Source organism: Elioraea tepidiphila DSM 17972 (genome assembly GCF_000378465.1).
GTDB classification, from domain to species: domain Bacteria; phylum Pseudomonadota; class Alphaproteobacteria; order Acetobacterales; family Acetobacteraceae; genus Elioraea; species Elioraea tepidiphila.
Window position 1 is genome coordinate 210,551 of record NZ_KB899910.1, and the last position, 16,191, is coordinate 226,741.

General features: G+C 70.6%; 18 protein-coding genes and 1 pseudogene. 7 read left to right on the plus strand and 12 right to left on the minus strand.

Features of this window, described 5'->3' with window-relative positions; genetic code table 11:
* Nucleotides 1-2 precede the first annotated feature (2 nt).
* From F563_RS21060 to F563_RS24235, 4 genes and pseudogenes are all read right to left on the minus strand, one after another.
* Entirely contained in the window at nt 3-770 is a 768-nt protein-coding gene (locus tag F563_RS21060) for a sulfite exporter TauE/SafE family protein (RefSeq protein ID WP_156825009.1), read from the minus strand.
* Complete coding sequence (locus tag F563_RS0100885; protein ID WP_019012748.1) at nt 767-952, minus strand: DUF3553 domain-containing protein; 186 nt, start codon at nt 950-952, stop codon at nt 767-769. The genes F563_RS21060 and F563_RS0100885 overlap by 4 nt, the downstream gene beginning before the upstream one ends.
* Nucleotides 953-984: 32 nt before the next feature.
* Complete coding sequence (locus F563_RS21065; protein WP_019012749.1) at nt 985-1,917, minus strand: M48 family metalloprotease; 933 nt, start codon at nt 1,915-1,917, stop codon at nt 985-987.
* A 110-nt stretch (nt 1,918-2,027) separates the two neighbouring features.
* Nucleotides 2,028-2,198: pseudogene (locus F563_RS24235) on the minus strand (SelT/SelW/SelH family protein); the annotation flags it as partial.
* A 127-nt stretch (nt 2,199-2,325) separates the two neighbouring features.
* On the opposite strand from F563_RS24235, the gene F563_RS0100900 reads away from it, so the two are divergent.
* From F563_RS0100900 to F563_RS0100925, 6 genes are read left to right on the plus strand one after another with little or no spacing between them, the layout of a single operon-like run.
* On the plus strand, nt 2,326-3,270 hold the full coding sequence (locus F563_RS0100900) for a 4-hydroxy-tetrahydrodipicolinate synthase family protein (protein ID WP_019012751.1): 945 nt from the start codon (nt 2,326-2,328) through the stop codon (nt 3,268-3,270).
* 5 nt (nt 3,271-3,275) lie between these two features.
* Nucleotides 3,276-4,280 (plus strand): TRAP transporter substrate-binding protein, encoded by a 1,005-nt coding sequence (locus tag F563_RS0100905; protein WP_019012752.1) that lies wholly within the window; start codon nt 3,276-3,278, stop codon nt 4,278-4,280.
* Between the two features lie 47 nt (nt 4,281-4,327).
* Nucleotides 4,328-4,771 carry a TRAP transporter small permease gene (locus F563_RS23655; protein WP_019012753.1) on the plus strand — a complete coding sequence of 148 codons (444 nt, stop codon included), beginning with the start codon at nt 4,328-4,330 and terminating at the stop codon, nt 4,769-4,771.
* A 3-nt stretch (nt 4,772-4,774) separates the two neighbouring features.
* Nucleotides 4,775-6,076, plus strand: coding sequence for a TRAP transporter large permease (locus F563_RS0100915; protein WP_019012754.1), 1,302 nt, complete (start codon nt 4,775-4,777; stop codon nt 6,074-6,076).
* A gap of 42 nt (nt 6,077-6,118) precedes the next feature.
* Nucleotides 6,119-7,546, plus strand: coding sequence for a mannose-1-phosphate guanylyltransferase/mannose-6-phosphate isomerase (locus F563_RS0100920; RefSeq protein WP_019012755.1), 1,428 nt, complete (start codon nt 6,119-6,121; stop codon nt 7,544-7,546).
* Nucleotides 7,546-8,301, plus strand: a complete 756-nt coding sequence (locus F563_RS0100925) for an SDR family NAD(P)-dependent oxidoreductase (RefSeq protein WP_019012756.1) — start codon at nt 7,546-7,548, stop codon at nt 8,299-8,301. The genes F563_RS0100920 and F563_RS0100925 overlap by 1 nt, the downstream gene beginning before the upstream one ends.
* A gap of 90 nt (nt 8,302-8,391) precedes the next feature.
* On the opposite strand, the gene F563_RS0100930 is transcribed toward F563_RS0100925, so the two are convergent.
* Entirely contained in the window at nt 8,392-10,614 is a 2,223-nt protein-coding gene (locus tag F563_RS0100930) for a hypothetical protein (protein WP_019012757.1), read from the minus strand.
* A gap of 129 nt (nt 10,615-10,743) precedes the next feature.
* Between F563_RS0100930 and F563_RS0100935 the strand changes: the two genes are divergently transcribed.
* Nucleotides 10,744-10,908 carry a hypothetical protein gene (locus F563_RS0100935; protein ID WP_156825011.1) on the plus strand — a complete coding sequence of 55 codons (165 nt, stop codon included), beginning with the start codon at nt 10,744-10,746 and terminating at the stop codon, nt 10,906-10,908.
* A 22-nt stretch (nt 10,909-10,930) separates the two neighbouring features.
* Here F563_RS0100935 and F563_RS21080 read toward each other — a convergent pair whose 3' ends face one another.
* From F563_RS21080 to F563_RS0100970, 7 genes are all read right to left on the minus strand, one after another.
* Nucleotides 10,931-12,577, minus strand: a complete 1,647-nt coding sequence (locus F563_RS21080) for an ATP-binding protein (protein ID WP_019012759.1) — start codon at nt 12,575-12,577, stop codon at nt 10,931-10,933.
* On the minus strand, nt 12,567-13,643 hold the full coding sequence (gene flhB / locus F563_RS0100945) for a flagellar biosynthesis protein FlhB (protein WP_019012760.1): 1,077 nt from the start codon (nt 13,641-13,643) through the stop codon (nt 12,567-12,569). The genes F563_RS21080 and flhB overlap by 11 nt, the downstream gene beginning before the upstream one ends.
* A gap of 6 nt (nt 13,644-13,649) precedes the next feature.
* The gene (locus F563_RS0100950; protein ID WP_019012761.1) at nt 13,650-14,429 is read right to left on the minus strand and encodes a flagellar biosynthetic protein FliR; all 780 of its coding nucleotides are present in this window, start codon (nt 14,427-14,429) and stop codon (nt 13,650-13,652) included.
* A 3-nt stretch (nt 14,430-14,432) separates the two neighbouring features.
* Entirely contained in the window at nt 14,433-14,705 is a 273-nt protein-coding gene (fliQ, locus tag F563_RS0100955; protein ID WP_019012762.1) for a flagellar biosynthesis protein FliQ, read from the minus strand.
* Nucleotides 14,706-14,809: 104 nt separating this feature from the next.
* On the minus strand, nt 14,810-15,124 hold the full coding sequence (gene fliE, locus F563_RS0100960; protein ID WP_019012763.1) for a flagellar hook-basal body complex protein FliE: 315 nt from the start codon (nt 15,122-15,124) through the stop codon (nt 14,810-14,812).
* Between the two features lie 11 nt (nt 15,125-15,135).
* Complete coding sequence (gene flgC / locus F563_RS0100965) at nt 15,136-15,543, minus strand: flagellar basal body rod protein FlgC (RefSeq protein WP_019012764.1); 408 nt, start codon at nt 15,541-15,543, stop codon at nt 15,136-15,138.
* A 79-nt stretch (nt 15,544-15,622) separates the two neighbouring features.
* A complete protein-coding gene (locus tag F563_RS0100970; RefSeq protein WP_019012765.1) occupies nt 15,623-16,015 on the minus strand; it encodes a flagellar basal body rod protein FlgB in 393 nt (130 codons plus the stop codon).
* Nucleotides 16,016-16,191: the final 176 nt, after the last annotated feature.

Here is a 16,191-nt window from a genome sequence, read left to right on the forward strand (position 1 = left end):
GCTCACGCGATCAGCGCGGCGAGCCCGACCACGAAGAGGACGCCATAAGCGACGGTGCGGAACTGCTTCGCGCCGATCCGCCCGAACAGCGCGGCGCCGATGCGCACGAACACGAGCAGCCAGGGCGTCAGCACCGCCACCTTGACCAGCACGTCGAGGGTGAACAGGCCGGTCACGAAGGGCGGGATCAGCGAGACGAGCCCCAGCACGGCGAAGAACAGGATCAGGTTGGCCCGATGCTCCTTCGCCGCCTCGTTGCCGGCGAGCAGATAGAGAATGACGGGCGGCCCGCTCATCCCCGTCGCCCCCTTCAGCACGCCGGCGGTCGCGCCGACGGCGAGATTGAGCGGCAGCGGTCGCGCCCCCTGGTAGCGCCAGCCCGATGCCAGCAGGGCGCCGAACAGCAGCACCAGCGCGCCGATCGCGCGCGTCAGCGTCTCGGGCTCGATCAGGAACAGGATCCAGGTGCCGACCGGCACCAGCAGGCAGCCTGCCAGCGTGATCGGGATGGTGACGCGGCGATTGACGTCCTTCCAGGCGCCGAACAGCAGCTGGCTGCCGATCAGCGCCTCCATCAGCAGCATGGTCGGCACGCCGACCGCCGGTCCCCAGAGCACGCTGAAGGTCGGCGCCAGCGTGATCGCGGTCCCGAATCCGGCGAAGCCGCGCATCACGCCGGCGATCGCGGTGACGACGGCGGCGATCGCCAGCCGCCAGTCGAACACGGCGGCGAAGGCCGCCCCCCACCCGGCCTCCATCGCCCCGCTCACCAGATCGCGCCGCGCTCGGTCTCGACCGGCTCCAGCGTGACGACGGCGATGTTCACCAGGAGTTTGCCCGCGTGCTCGAAGTTCACGGTCACCCGGCTGCCGACCACCGACTGCACCTGGCCCTCCCCCCAGTCGGGCCGGTTCGGATTGCGCACGCGCAGGCCGGGATAGAGCGGAGTCATGGCGCGACGATAGCCCCGCGGCGATGCCGCGCCTATCGCCGCCAGGGATTGGGCCGGCGGCGCACCTGCGGCGGCGTGGTCCAGGGGGTGCCGTCCCAGGCCGGCAGGACGGGTCGCGCCGGCACGGATGCGGAGGCGAGCGCGGCCACGCGCTCCTCGATCGTGGGGTGGGTGCGGAACCAGCGCAGCCAGGCCGGGCCGCGCGAGCCCAGCCGTTCGAAGTCGTCGCCCTGGAGGGCCTGAAGCCGCCTCAGCGCGGAGGCGAGGCCGAGCGGGTCACCCGTCAGTTCCACCGCGCCGGCATCGGCGAGGAACTCGCGCGTGCGCGACAGCGACAGCGCAAGCAGATCGGACGCCAGCGGGGCCAGGATCAGCAGGGCCGGCAGCAGCGGATGCGCGCCGAACGCGCCCGCCCCCCAGAGGATCAACACGATCAGCCCGGCCTGGGCCATCGCACGGGTGATGCCCGACGCGGTCGCGGCGATCCGCATCACCGTGAGATCGCCGTGCCGGACGTGGCTGATCTCGTGCGCCAGCACGCCGGCCAACTCCTCCGCGGTCAGCGTCTCGACCAGCCCGCGCGTCACGCCGATGCCGGGCCGCTCGGTCGTGCCGGCCGCGACCGCCTGGAGCACCGGCTGGGGCAGCAGGTAGAGCCGCGGCACCGTCGGCAGGTTGGCGCGGCGCGAGAGTTCCTGGATCAGCGCGTTGAGCCCGGGGGCCTGGAACGGCGACAGCGGGGCCGCGCCGAAGCCCTGGCGGAACACCGCATCCGCCGGCAGCGCGCCGAACGAGAGGCCGATCGCCACCATGATCGCGCCGATCACCAGGCCGTCGACGCCGGCGGCAAGGAAGCCGATCACTGTGGCGAGGGAAGCGAGGGCGGCAAGCGTGGCCGCGGTCTCGATCCGGTTGCGGAGCCGGATCCGGGCGATCGCGTCGCGGTCGAGCACGAACTGGGGCATCACCCTCATATGAGCACGGCGCGACGCGGGTCACACCCGCCGCGACGCAACCGCCCAGGGTGCGCAAGGCCCGCGGCACGTGGATCGTGCCGCGGGCACCGCCGCGCCGGTCAGGCGAGCGCGTCCACCTCCTGGTCGGTCGGGAAGCTGCCGGTGGCCTTCTTCGACCACACGAGCTTGCCGTCCTTCAGGATCTCGAAGACGCCGCCGGAGGATTTGGTGAGCGTCACCATCGCTCCGGGGTTCTTCGCGAGCAGTCGATCCCTCGCACGGAGGGCCCGCGGCTCGTAGTTTCAGGAGGTGCAGTACTGGATCTCGTAGGTCATCCATACTCTCCTGCAACGGGACCGGCCTGGACCGGCAGGCCCCGCGCGCCTAACGTGAGGCATCGGAACCGGGAGTTCAACCATGGCCAAGATGCGGGTCGAGGGCAGCTTCGTCGCCCTGATCACTCCGTTCAACGCCGACGGCTCGGTCGATTTCGGCGCGTTCCGCAGCCTGCTCGACTGGCAGGCCGCGAACGGCACCTCCGCGGTGCTGATCATGGGCTCGACCGGCGAGGTGTCGATGCTGAGCCCGGATGAGCGGCGCGCGATCGTCGAGCAGACGATCCGCTTCCGTGACGGGCGGATGAAGTTCTTCTACGGCTGCACCGGCAACAACACCGACACGACCATTGGCTATCTGCGCCACGCCAAGGCGAACGGTGCGGACGGGGCGATCCTGGCCGCCCCTGCCTATATCTGCGCGGCCGAAGCCGACATCGAGGCGTTCTTCGCCGAGGTCGCCGATGCGGTCGATCTGCCGCTCGGCATCTACAACAACCCGCCCCGCGTGAAGACCGACCTTCACTGGGACGCGCTGCTGCGGCTGTTCCGCCACCCCAACTACGTCATCCTGAAGGAGAGCACGGCGCGGGTCGGCCAGGTCGCGCAGGTGCTCGCCGGCAAGCCCGACGCGACGGTGATGTGCTGCGACAGCCCGAACCTGGGGCTCGTGGTGCCGACCATGTCGCTCGGCGGGCACGGCACGGCGAACATGACCGGCAACATCGACCCGGCCGGGATGGCGCGACTCTCGACGCCATGGACGACGCCCGACCAGAGCGCGGTGTTCCGCGAGACCTATCTGCGCCTGCTTCCGCTGCTGCACTTCACCTACTCGGCGATCAACCCGGTCGCGGTGAAGTCGCTGATGAAGGCGGTCGGGCTGCCTGCGGGCGATCTGCGCAGGCCGCTGCGGGGGCTCGAAGCCGCGCATCTCGCCAAGGGCGTGGAGATCGTGCGCGCGTTCGGGCTCGATGCGCAGTACGGCTGGCGTCTTGCGCCCTCCCTTCCCCTCGCCGCGGAGTGACGATCATGATCCGGCGCCGTTCGCTTCTCGTCGGTTCAACCCTTCTCGCGACACCGTTCGTGGCGCGCGCCCAGGCCGCGGTGAGCCTGCGTCTGCACACCCTCGTCACCTCGCCGCATCCCTACAACGCGGCGGCCGACTGGTTCGGCGAGGAGATCGCCAAGCGCACCAACGGCGCTGTGCGAGCGACGCTGTTCCCCTCCGCCCAGCTCGGTCCCGACCGTGCGGTGCTCGACGAGATGCGGCTCGGTACGATCGACCTGATGATCTCGACCACCAACAACGCCGCCGCCCAGGTGCCTCAGTACAATGTGTTCTCGCTCGCCTACCTGATCCCGGACTATGACGCGTTCCGCCGTGCGATGCGCGCCGATGGGCCGATCGCCGCGCGGGTGCAGGCGCTCTACGAGGAGCGGCGCACGGGGCTGACCTTGCTCGGCTTCATGATGGGCGGCACGCGCAACCTCTCGGCGATCCGCCCGGTGCGCACACTCGATGATCTCAGGGGGCTGAAGATGCGCGTTCCGCCCTCGCCGGCGGTCGCGCGGCAGTGGCAGGCGCTCGGCACGCTGCCGGTCACGATCAACTGGGCGGAGGTCTACACCTCCGTGCAGACCGGGGTCGCCCAGGCGCTGGAGAGCAGCCTGTCGGGCTACCTCGCCGAGCGGTTCTACGAGGTCGCCCCGCACCTGTCGCTCACCATGCACGAGGTCCAGGTGGGCCATTTCACCATGAGCGCGCGCAGCCTCGCCAAGATTCCCGAGGCGCATCGCGCGACCTTCCGCGCGGTCGCGGCCGAGGCGATGGAGGTGGGCACGCGCGCCGGGATCGAGGCGGACGAGGCGGTGGTCCGGCGCGCGCGCACGGAGTTCGCCGGCCGGATCTTCGTGCACGAGCCCGACCGCGCCGCTTTCGCGCGCACGCTCGCACCGCTGCAGGACGAGCTCGCCCAGAGCTACAACGCGCGCGACCTGCTCGACATGGTGCGCGCCGCCGTGCGCACGTCCTGACGCTGCGGCTGCTCGTCGCCGTCAATGCGGGGCTGGAGCGGGCGCTGGTGCGCCTGCTCGGATTGCTGTTCGCCGGACTGATCCTCACCATCGCCTGGCAGGTCGGCGGACGCGAGGTGCTGCGCGTGCCGGCGATCTGGACGCAAGAGGCCGCGCTGTTCCTGTTCACCTGGTGCGTGTTTCTGGGCTCCGCCGTCGCGGTGCGCCGGTCGGCGCATTACGTCTGCGAGGTGCTGCCGCCGTCGATGCCGCGTGGCCGCGCCTGCCTGAAGCTGCTCGGCGATGCCGGGATCGCCGTCGCCGCATTGGTGTTGCTCTGGGGCGGCTGGGGCTTCGCCGAGATCGGCCTGTACCGCGATCTGGAGACGCTGGGGATCGCCGAGGCGTGGCAGATGGCGGCGATGCCGGTGGGCGCGGCGCTGATGCTGCTGTTCCTGATCGAGGTGGTGGTGCGCGACATCGCCGCGCTGCGCGCCGCCCTCGCGGCCTGAGCCGTGTTCACGCCGCTTGCGATCCTGATCTGGCTGTTCTTCCTGCTGGTGTTCCTGCGCATCGAGATCGGCTTCGCGCTGCTCTTGACCTCGCTCGTGGTGCTGCTCCAGCTCGACCTGCCGCTGGAAAGTCTCGCCAACCAGCTCCTCCAGGGCATCGACAACTTCCCCTTGCTTGCCGTGCCGCTGTTCCTGCTGCTCGGACGGATCGTCGAGGCGGGCGGCATCACCGACCGGCTGCTCGCGGTCGCCAACGCCGTGATCGGACGGCTGCGCGGCGCGCTCGGCCACGCCAACGTGGTCTCGTCGATGGGGTTCGGCGCGATCTCTGGCTCAGCCGTCTCTGACGTCGTGTCGATCGGCGCGATGATGATCCCGGCGATGAAGAAGGCGGGCTATCCGGCCGGCTACGCCGCGGCGATCACCGCATGCAGTGCGATCCTCGGCGTCGTCATCCCGCCCTCGATCGTGATGATCATCTACGGCGCGGTCGGCCAGGTCAGCGTCGGCGCGCTGCTGATCGCCGGGATCGTACCGGGGGTGACGATCGGGCTGGCACAGATGGCCTACAACCACCTGCTGGCGGTGCGCAACGACTGGCCGAGGGGCGCGCCGATGCGGCTCCGCGCGCGCGGCGAGGCGGTGGTGCGCGGACTGCCGGTGCTGTTCATCCCCGTGCTGGTGCTGGGGGGTGTCACGGGCGGCTTCGTCACGCCGACCGAGGCCGCGATCGTCGCGGTGTTCTGGGCCGCGCTGCTGGCGATCGGCGCCTATGGCTCGATCCGCCTGCGCGATGTGCCCAACATGCTGGGCGAGAGCGCGGTCGCCTTCTCGATCCCGATGTTCATCGTCGGCGCCTCGGGCATCTATGGCTGGCTGGTGGCCTATCTCGGCGCCGGGCCCGCGGTCGCGTCGTTCCTGCTCGGCATCACCGACAGCTACTGGGGGCTGATGCTGCTGCTGGTCGCGTTCCTGATCGTGATCGGCATCCCGCTCAACCCCATCCCGTCGGTCCTGATCTTCCTGCCGGTGATCCAGGCGGTCGGCGACGCGGCGGGCGCGCATCCGATCCAGGTCGGCGTGATCACCGTGATCGTGCTGGCGATCGGGCTGCTCACCCCGCCCCTCTCGATCTGCCTGCTGATCGCGGCACAGATCGCCGAGGTGCAGGAGTTGCACGCCTTCCGCCATGCCTTGCCGATCATCGGCGTCTGCCTGCTGGTCGTGCTGCTGCTGATCGCCGTGCCCGAGATCGTGCTGTTCCTGCCCCGCCTCGCCTTCCCCGAGGTGTTCCTCGGCGGCTGAGCGGGCTATACGGGGAGCCCCCTCCCCCTCCCGGTCCGCTCCATGCCCGACCTTCCCCGTATCGTTCCGGTGATCCTGTCCGGCGGCTCTGGCACCCGGCTCTGGCCCGCGAGCCGCGAGAGCTACCCGAAGCAGTTGCTGCCGCTGGTCTCGAACCGGCCGATGATCGTCGAGACGGCGCTGCGCGCCCCGGCCTCGGCCGGCTTCGCCCCGCCGGTGGTAGTGTCGAACGAAGCACACCGCTTCATCATCGCCGAGCAGCTGCGCGAGGCCGGTGTCGCCGGCACGCGCATCGTGCTGGAGCCGGCAGGACGGAACAGCGCGCCGGCGATCGGCGCCGCCGCCGTGCTGGTCGCCGAGGAGGACCCGGCGACACCGCTCTGGATGATGGCGGCTGATGCGGCGATCGCGGATGTGGCCGCGCTCCATCGGGCCGTTGCGATCGGCGCGGCCGCCGCGCGCGAGGGCCGGATCGTCACCTTCGGTATGACGCCCACCGCACCCGAGACGGGCTATGGCTATATCGAGAAGGGTGCGCCGCTGGCCGGCATCGAGGGCGCCTTCGCCGTTGCCCGTTTCGTCGAGAAGCCCGATGCGGCCACGGCCTCGCAGTATCTCGCCGGCGGCAGGCACCTCTGGAACAGCGGCATGTTCCTGTTCACCGCCGCGACCCTGATCGCCGAACTGGAACGGCACGCGCCCGACCTGCTCGCCGCCGTGCGCCGGTCGGTCGCGGAGCGGACGACCGATCTCGACTTCATCCGCCTCGGCGCGGCGTTCAAGGACAGCCCCTCGATCAGCCTCGACTACGCGGTGGCCGAGAAGACCGATCGCGCCGCCGTCGTGCCGGCGGCGATCGGCTGGTCGGATGTCGGCTCCTGGGCGGCGCTGTGGGAACTCGGCAACCGCGATGCTGCGGGGAATGTCGCGGTCGGCGACGTGCTGCTCGAGGACGCGCGCAACTGCTACGTCCGCAGCCAGGGACCGTTGGTCGCCGTGCTCGGGCTCGAGGACGCCGTGGTGGTGGCGGACGAGGACTCCGTGCTCGCGATGCCGCGGTCGCGCGCGCAGGACGTCAAGCGCATCGTCGATCGGCTGAAGGCCGCCAAGCGCAAGGAGGCGAGCGAGCATCGCCGGATGTACCGCCCCTGGGGCTTCTACGAGGGGCTGATCACCGGCGAGCGGTTCCAGGTGAAGCGGATCGTCGTGCGGCCGGGCGGACGGCTCTCGTTGCAGAAGCACTTCCACCGCGCCGAGCACTGGGTGGTGGTGAACGGCACGGCGCTCGTCACGCGCGACGCCGAGACGCTGATGGTGCGCGAGAACGAGAGCGTCTACCTGCCGCTCGGCTGCGTGCACCGGCTGGAGAACCCGGGCAAGATCCCGCTCGTGCTGATCGAGGTGCAGTCGGGTCCCTATCTCGGCGAGGACGACATCGTCCGGATCGAAGACGTCTACGGGAGGGGCTGATGGACCTTCAGCTTGCCGGCAAGGTCGCGCTGGTCACCGGCGCCTCGGTCGGGCTCGGCCGCGGCATCGCCGAGGTGCTGGCGGAGGAGGGCTGCCGGCTCGCCATCCTCGCGCGACGCAAGGCGCTGCTGGAGGAGCTGGCCGACAGCCTCGCCGGGCACGGCGAGCGTCCGCTGGTCGTGGTCGAGGACATCACCGTGCCGGGTGCGGCGGAGCGCGCGCGCGATGCCGTGCTCGCGCGCTACGGGCGCTGCGACATCCTGGTGAACAACGCGGGCGGATCGCGCCCGCAGCAGGGGCTCGGCGACGACGCGGCGTGGGAGGAGGCGATGACGCTGAACTTCACCGCAGCCCGCCGCTTCGCCCACGCGATCGTACCGGTGATGCAGGCGAACCGGTTCGGCCGCATCGTCAACATCACCGGCCCCGACGAGCCCTTCAACATCAACGCCGCCAATGCGCCGAACGGCGCCGTGCATATCTGGGCCAAGGCGCTCTCTCGCGTCGTCGGCAAGGACGGGATCACGGTGAACTCGATCCCGCCCGGACGCATCCGCAGCGAGCAGATCGACCAGCGCATCATGCCGACCGAGGAGGCGCGCCGCGCCTGGGCCGAGGCGAACGTGCCGGTCGGCTATATCGGCGAGCCGCGCGACCTCGCCGTGCTGGTCGCGTTCCTGTGCTCGCCGCTCGCGCGCTACATCACCGGCCAGGTGATCCACGTGGATGGCGGCGCGCGCCGGTTCAGCCATTGATGCGCGGCTGCCGGACTTCGCGTCTCCGGCAGCCGGGTCGCGCGCGTGGAAGTGGCCGGGCGGAGCGCACGGCTCCGCCCGGCCGCCTCGTCACGGCGTCTGCTGCGCAAGCGCGAAGGCGCGCACCGCGCTCCGGTCGTACCCGCTGAGCCGGCTCGTGCCGTCGGTCGCCTTGGCGGCGACATAGAGAGTCTCGGCGAAGGCCGCGTTCGGACAGGTGCCCATCAGCGCGCCGACCGCGAAGCTGCCGGTGAACGTCGTGCCGGCGCGCGTGTAGGCGCCGGAGGCAAGCGCCAACACCTCGCCGCCGGCGCCGGCCGCCGGTACATCGGTCGCGCCACGGGTGAGGCCGAAGCTGAACCGGGCCCTCCCGTTCGGATGCGACGGCGAGAAGGCAAGCGTTACCGACGCCCCCGGCGCATACTCGATGAAGCCGCAGTCATCGTCCGCCACGCCGGCCGAGATCACCGGTGGGGCGATCGCGGCGGAACACCGCGAGTTGTCGATCACCAGCGAGAACACGAACCCGTCGTCGATGATCTCCGACGGATCGGCGATGCGCGTATTCAGCGTGCCATCGGGCGCGATGCTGGTCGGCACGATGAAGCGGAACGTGCCGGGACCGGGGGCTACGCGCGTGCCGTTCTTGGCGAACACCTCGACGCGAACCTGGTAGGTATCGGCAAGCCCGGGTGCCAGCGCCTCGCTGGTCGTTCCGGGTGTGGTCCACTTGGCGGCGTAGATCTCGCCCATGCCGGAATCGATCGGCCAGTAGTAGGCCGTCCCGGCCGGATCGGCCGAGGTGTCCACGCCCCAGTCGGCCGGATTGAACAGCTGGGTCTTGAAGCGGAACAGGTTGTCGCCGACGGGACCGAGCTGCACGGTCGGGAACTGCACCGCCGGGCCCGGCACGTCGCGCACGTAGCTGCGCGTGATCGGCGTGTCCATCGCCGTCCAGCCGCCGGAGGTGCCGCGCCGCCAGGACCAGCGGAAATAGTAGAGTCCGTCATGCGGGATGGTGAGCGAGTGCTGCTGGCGGAAGCCCAGCACCGAGCCGAACGGCGCGTTGATGTTCACGCCGTAGTTCGTCAGCCCGTCCGGGCGCACCCAGCCCGGCCCCGGCGCGGCGCCCGCCGTGCCGGCGATCGGCATCGCGCCGACCGCGTGCGGCATCACCCAGGTCTCGACGCCCGCGGGGGGATCGACCGGGTCGTCCGGCACGCAGGGTTGCGCGCGCGGGTCGGTGACCACCACGGTGATCTCGTCGCCGCAATGGTAGTTCCAGGTCGTGCCGCAGGTGATCGAGGGCGCGTGGATCGTCGTCCACACACCGCCCAGGAACTGCTCGGCGGAGACGTAGATGTCCGGCCGGTCCTCGTCGCCGCAGGCATGGATGTAGAGGGCCGAGAAGCGGCCGTCGTCATCGGTCGTCACGGTGGCGAAGCAGTAGCGGTGCGTGATGAACAGCGCATCCAGCCACTTGAGCCGGCAGAGATACGGGAACACCAGCGTGGCCCCGAGGCTGAGCCGCGCGCGCACCACCTCGGCCGGGGCCTGCTGCAGCTCCTCCACGAGGCGGAACAAGGGCGCCGCATGCGCGGCGACCGGCTCCGCCGTACGCAAGGCCACGGGCGCGCGCGCCGTCTCGATCGATGGGGCAGCAAGGGGCCGCGGCCCGGGCAAGGGCTCGGGCGGCATCGGGACATCCGGGATGGCGCTCGGGAAGGCGAAGGGCGGCGGGTCGGGGATGGGGATGGGGCGACGGATCAGGTCGAGCAGATCGTCGCGAAGCCGCAGGATGTCGCGGTCGGGCAGGACGCGGATCAGCCGCGGCCAGCGGTCGATCTCGCAGAGCGTCACGCGCGCGTGGCAGATCGGCAGATCGAGGGTGGTGCCGTTCGGCAGCACGACCCGCTTCACCAGCCGCCCGCGCACGACGCAGACGCAGAGCCTGAACCACGGCCACCACACCGGACGGGGCAGCACGAACCTGATGTCCGGCTTGCGCAGATCGATCCGGACCGGCGCGAGATACCCCTTGAGCTGCTTGAGGAGTTCGGCGCGGCTGGGAAGGAGCTGCCGCTTGCCGGTCTCGAGCAGCGGCGCGATCAGCAGCCGGGCCGTATCGCCGACCGCCTTGGGGTCCACCTGGAGCTCGCCCCTGGCATAGAGGCTCGTGCCTTCGGCAACGACCTTGAGCACGGTGTGACCGGCCATCTTGCCGGTGCGGTCATACAGCACCGCACGCAGCGCTTCGATCCGCTCGTCGGACTTGGCCTCGGTGAGTTCGACCAGCACGGGAACAGCCTGCATGGCTTGGCTCCTCTGGGGGTTGTCCCGGCCGGCAATGCCACCAGCATACCGTGCCGGTTCCGGCACGGTGCATTAAGAATCGCTTGCCGGAAGGTGACGCGGCTCACGCGCGACTGGCATCCTGGCGCCGTGCAGACCTTCTCGCTCGTCCTGCTGCTGATCGCCGCCTCGGTGCCGCTCGCGCTGCACCGCTCGGGCGAACTCGACGACGACGCGCTGCGCGTGTTGCAGGAGGAACTCGATCTCGAGGAACTGCGCCTGCGCCGCAGTCTCGCGGCGATGCGGGGCGGCTAGCCTCCGCCCATCGCCACGAGCGTCACCCGGCCGCCTGCGGGCCCGCCATCGTGTTCACCTGGGCCACCAGTTGGCGCAGCGTGTAGGGCTTGGGGAGGAAGTGCAGATCCTCGTCCGGCAGCCCGTCCATCGCCGCACTCTCCGAATAGCCCGAGACGAGCACGACCGGAATCGTGGGAAACCGCGCGCGCACGGCCCTGACGACCTGCGTTCCGTCCATCCCCGGCATCACCACATCGGAGACCAGCACCGTGGGTGGGGCAGGTTCGGCGTCGAGCATCTGCAACGCCGCCTCACCCGAGGGAGCCGACAGCACCCGCCACCCCGCGTTCTCCAGCGCGCGGGTGCTGAGGCGCCGCACGCCGTCCTCGTCCTCGACCAGCAGCACCGTGCCGCGCCGCACCGCGCCGTCCGGCGCCTTGCCAGCCGGCGCGGGCGCCGGCACGGCGGACGACGACGACGCCGGCTCCGGCGGGGGCTCGCGCTGGGCGGTCTGCTCGTGCGGAACGATCGGCAGGTAGATGCGGAAGGTCGTGCCCTCGCCCGGCACGCTCTCGACCGAGATGAACCCGTCGGTCTGGCGCACGATGCCATACACGGTCGCGAGCCCGAGCCCGGTGCCGCCTGCCTCCTTCTTCGTGGTGAAGAACGGCTCGAACAGCCGCGGCAGGTCGTCGGCGGCGATGCCGATGCCGGTGTCGGCGACCTCCACGACGGCATAGCGACCGGGCGGAATCACCTCCTGGCCGCGCACCATGGGGCGATAGAGGGTGAGGTTGCTGGTGCGGATGGTCAGCCGCCCGCCCTGCGGCATCGCGTCGCGCGCGTTCAGGGCGAGGTTCACCACCACCTGGTCGAACTGCACCGGATCGACGCGGATCATGTGGCTCGGCAGTTCGAGGTCGAGCTCCAGCGCGACGCGCTGCCCGAGCAGCCGGCGCAGCAGGGCGGCGACATCCTCGATCGCATCGGCCAAGCGGATGATGCGCGGCTGGAGCGTCTGCCGGCGGCTGAACGCGAGCAGTTGCTTGACCAGCGCCGCGCCGCGCTCCGCGCTGCGGCGGATGTGCAGCAGATCGGCCTGGAGCGGTTCGGCGAGATCGTCACGACCAAGGCAGAGATCGGTCGCGGCGATGATGGCCGTCAGCAGATTGTTGAAGTCATGCGCGATGCCGCCGGCGAGCTGCCCGACCGCCTGCATCTTCTGGGTCTGCGCGAGCTGCGTCTCGATCACCCGATGGCGCGTGATGTCGGTCAGCCGGATCACCGCGCCGGACGGCGTCCCGCCCTCCTCGATCACCGGCGTGAACGCGACCATCGCGACCGAACAGCCGAGCGGCATTCCACCCTCGCCCTGCCGCTCCGCCAGCCGGAGTTCGACCGCGCTGCGGCCGCCCAGGCCCGCGCCGATGCGCGCCAGTTCCGCCGCAACCTTCTCGCGATCCTCCGTGTGGAACAGCTCCGTCACGGCCGCATGGCGCGGCACCGGATCGTCGGCCCGGCCGGCAAGCGCCTGGGCGGCATCGTTGGCGAGCAGGACCCGCCCTTCGGCATCGACGATGACGATCCCGGTCGGCGCCTGATCGAACAGCGTGCGCCACGCCTCGCCCTCGGAGCCGCCGAGGCGATCGATCAGCGCAGGACCGCGCGCCTGAGGGTCAGCCGGCATGGGGCTGCACCTGGCCCTTCAGGCGCCAGACATAGGCGATGATCTCCGCCACGGCCTGGTAGTGCTCCTCCGGGATCTCGCGATCAAGCTCCACCGTATAGAGCGCGCGGGCAAGCGGGGGGTTCGCGACGATGGGAATGCGGTGCTCCTCCGCCGATTCTCGGATCTTCGCAGCCAGATGATCCACGCCTTTGGCGACGACCTTGGGCGCGGCCGAGGACTCGCGATCATAGGCAAGGGCAACTGCATAATGGGTCGGGTTCGTGATGACAACGGTCGATTTCGGGACCGCAGCGAGCATGCGGCTGCGCGAGCGCTCGGCGCGGATCCGCCGCAGCCTTGCGCGGATCTCCGGATCGCCCTCGCTCTGCTTCATCTCTTCGCGGATATCCTGACGCGACATCTTCAGCTGCTGGATGTGCCGATAGCGCGTCCAGGCGACATCGAGCGCGCCGATCACGGCGAGCGCGGCCAGCAGTGCGAGCATCAGGCGGAAGGCATCGGCGACCAGCACCGACAGGAGCGTCGAGGGCGCCCACTCGGCCGCATGCACCAGCCGCGAAGGCGCATCCCACAGCACCGCGACCGCCGCTGCGATCAGCACCGCGAGCTTGGCGAAACTCTTGACGAACTCCATCAGGTTGTCGGGCGAGACCAGCCGCTTCGCGCCGGCGAGAGGGCTCAATCGCGAGATCTTGGGCGCGATCCGCTTGGCCGAGAGGTGCAGCCGCGTCTGCGCCAGCGTGGTGCCCGCGCCGAGCACCAGCGCGAAGGCGGCGAGCCCAAACAGCAGCAGGGCGGCGGCGCGGATGGTCGGCCAGAGCGCTTCGATCATCAGCGCGGGGTCGACCGCATGAGGTCGCTCGTACAGCACGGTGATCGCCCCGACGAGGGTCTTGGCCGCATCGGGCCCGACCATCGCCGCGCCGATCGTGGCTCCGGCGAGCGCGGCCGCCGTCGAGAGATCCTTCGAGACCGGAACCTGGCCTTCCTCGCGCGCCTTCTCGATCCGGCGCGGGGTCGGGGCCTCCGTCTTGTCGCCGTTCTGGTCCTTGTCCTCGGCCATCGCGGCTCAGAGCCCCGGCAATCCACCGAGCACGACGCGCGCGGCCTCTGCCCAGACCGACAGCATGCCGGCGAGCAGCACCGCGAGCAGCGCGACGCCACCGGCAACCTGCAATGGCAGCGCGACGAAATAGACCTGCATCTGCGGCACGAGCCGCGACAGCAGGCCGAGCGTGAGCTGGAACACCACGGCCGCGAGCACGAACGGACCGGCGAGCTGGAACGCGAGCGCCACGCTGGCCGCCACCGCGATCACCACCGTCTCGGCCGCCGCATCGGCCGGAAAGGCACCGCCCGCCGGCAGCACGGCATAGGACCCCGCGAGTGCGGCGATCGGGAGCATGTGCAGCCCCATCGCGAACAGCACGACAATCCCGCCGAGGCCCACCATGCGCGACAGGGCCGTGCCGCTCGCACCGAAGGAGGGATCGAACAGTGTCGCGTTGGAGAGGCCGAGGAGGAAGCCGAGATACTGCGCCGCCATCGGCAAGGCGAGGGCGATGATGCGCGCGAGCGTGCCGATCCAGAGCCCGACCGCGCATTCGCCCGCGATCAGCGCGAGCGCCGCGGCTGGCGATTCGGGCGGCGGCGGCAGGCCGGGCGCAAGCGCCGGCCAAAGCAGGCCGGCGAGCGCGAGGGTCAGGCCGATCTTCACCGGCGCCGGCACCTCCTGCTCGCCGATCCCCGGCAACAGCATCAGCGCCGCGCCGATCCGGCAGACCAGCAGCAGGAACGCGAAGGTCCAGACCGGCAGCAGTTCCGTCAGCCCGCCCACCTCGATCGGCATGGCTTAGACCCCGCCGATGGCAACGATCCGGTCGAACAACAGCCGCGTGAAGTCGCCGAGCGTGCGGCCGATGAACGGGGCAGTCAGCGCCGCGGCCCCGGCGACCGCGAGCAGCTTGGGGACGAAGATCAGCGACGCCTCGTTCACCTGCGTCAGGGCCTGGAACAGCGACACGATCAGGCCGACGACCAGCGCTGCCCCCATCAGCGGCCCGCCGACCAGCAGCGTAATCCACAACCCGTCGCGCATCAGCGCGATCACATCCGAATCGCTCATGCCTGCCCCTCCTGGGCCGGACCGGGACGGGCGCGGCCCGAACCGGCCGAGCACCCGACAATGCCCATGCGAAACCGTCGTCCGATGGGCGCGCCGAGGCGCGCTCAGATCGGCATGCGCATCACGTCCTGATAGGCCTGGATCACGCGGTCGCGGATCGCGACCGTGGTCTGAAGCGCAAGTTCGGCGCGCGCCACGGCGGTGACGACTTCGGTCACGTTGCCCTCGCCGGCTACCGCGGCGGCCGAGACACGATCGGCCGTCTTCGCGGTGGAGACCGTGTCCTGGATCGCGCGGCTGAGCATCTGCCCGAAGCCACCGGCGGCATCGCCTGTGCCTTGGGCCGCGCCCTCGCCGAAGGCCGAGGCGGCGGCGTTCGCATAGCGTGCCGCCGCTGCCGCCGCACCGATTCCGCTCATCACACGCCCCCTCAGCGCAGCAGCTCGATCGCGCGCGTCAGCATGCCGCGCGTGACTTCGAGCACATTGAGGTTGGCGGAGTAGCTGCGCTGCGCCTCACGCATGTCCATCATCTCGATGAACGAGTTCACGTTCGGCACCTTCACGTAGCCGTTCTCGTCCGCCGCCGGGTGGCCGGGTTCGAACCGCGTGCCGAACGCGCTCTCGTCGCGACCGACCCGCTTCACATGCACCTGCTCGACGCCGAGCGCGCGGTTGAACCGCGACTCGAAGGTGATCGTCTTGCGTCGGTACGGCTCGCCGTCCGGCGTGCTCGCCGTGGTGTCGCGGTTCGCCAGGTTCTCGGCGACGATCCTGAGCCGCATCGCCTGGGCGTCCATGCCGGCGGCCGACAGCCGCAGCGCCTTGAAGAGATCCATCACATCCTCCGTGCCGGACGACTCCGGCCGCGGCACAGTCTGCCCGGCAAACCTTTCCGCCGGGTTGCGATCTGCCCGGTCATCCCTGCCGTCCGAGCGCGGTGCGGAACAGGGCGAGATACTTGCGGTAGATGCCGAGCGTCAGCGAGTGGTGCGTCTCGGTATCGGAGACCTTCACGAGTTCGCGCTCGATCTGCACGGCATTGCTGGCTGGCGTGCGCTCCGCCGGCACGCGCACCGCGCGCGCCGCCGGCGCGGGGCCCTGGGTGCCCGCGAGATGGCGGGGATCGGTGCGCGCAGGCGCCACCACGCCGGTGCGCGCGAGCACCTGCGCGAAGGCCGGCAGATCCTTCGCCGCGTAGCCCGGCGTGTCGGCATTGGCGATGTTCTGCGACAGCACCTCCTGGCGCCGATCGAGCCAGGCCAGCCGCTGCTCGGCCAGTCGGAACAGGCTGAGCCTGCCGAGATCCATCTCGCCACCTCCTGCGCCCGGACGACATGGCGCCGCCGGGCCGACGCACATGTCGTGCCAATGCGCGCGCGACGATGCCGAGGATTACTGAACCTGGCGTTAAGCGCCGCGCCTGCACGCTTAAGCATTCCGTAAATCCACTCGTGCAGTCTGCGTGCGACGGCCGGCATCGGTCG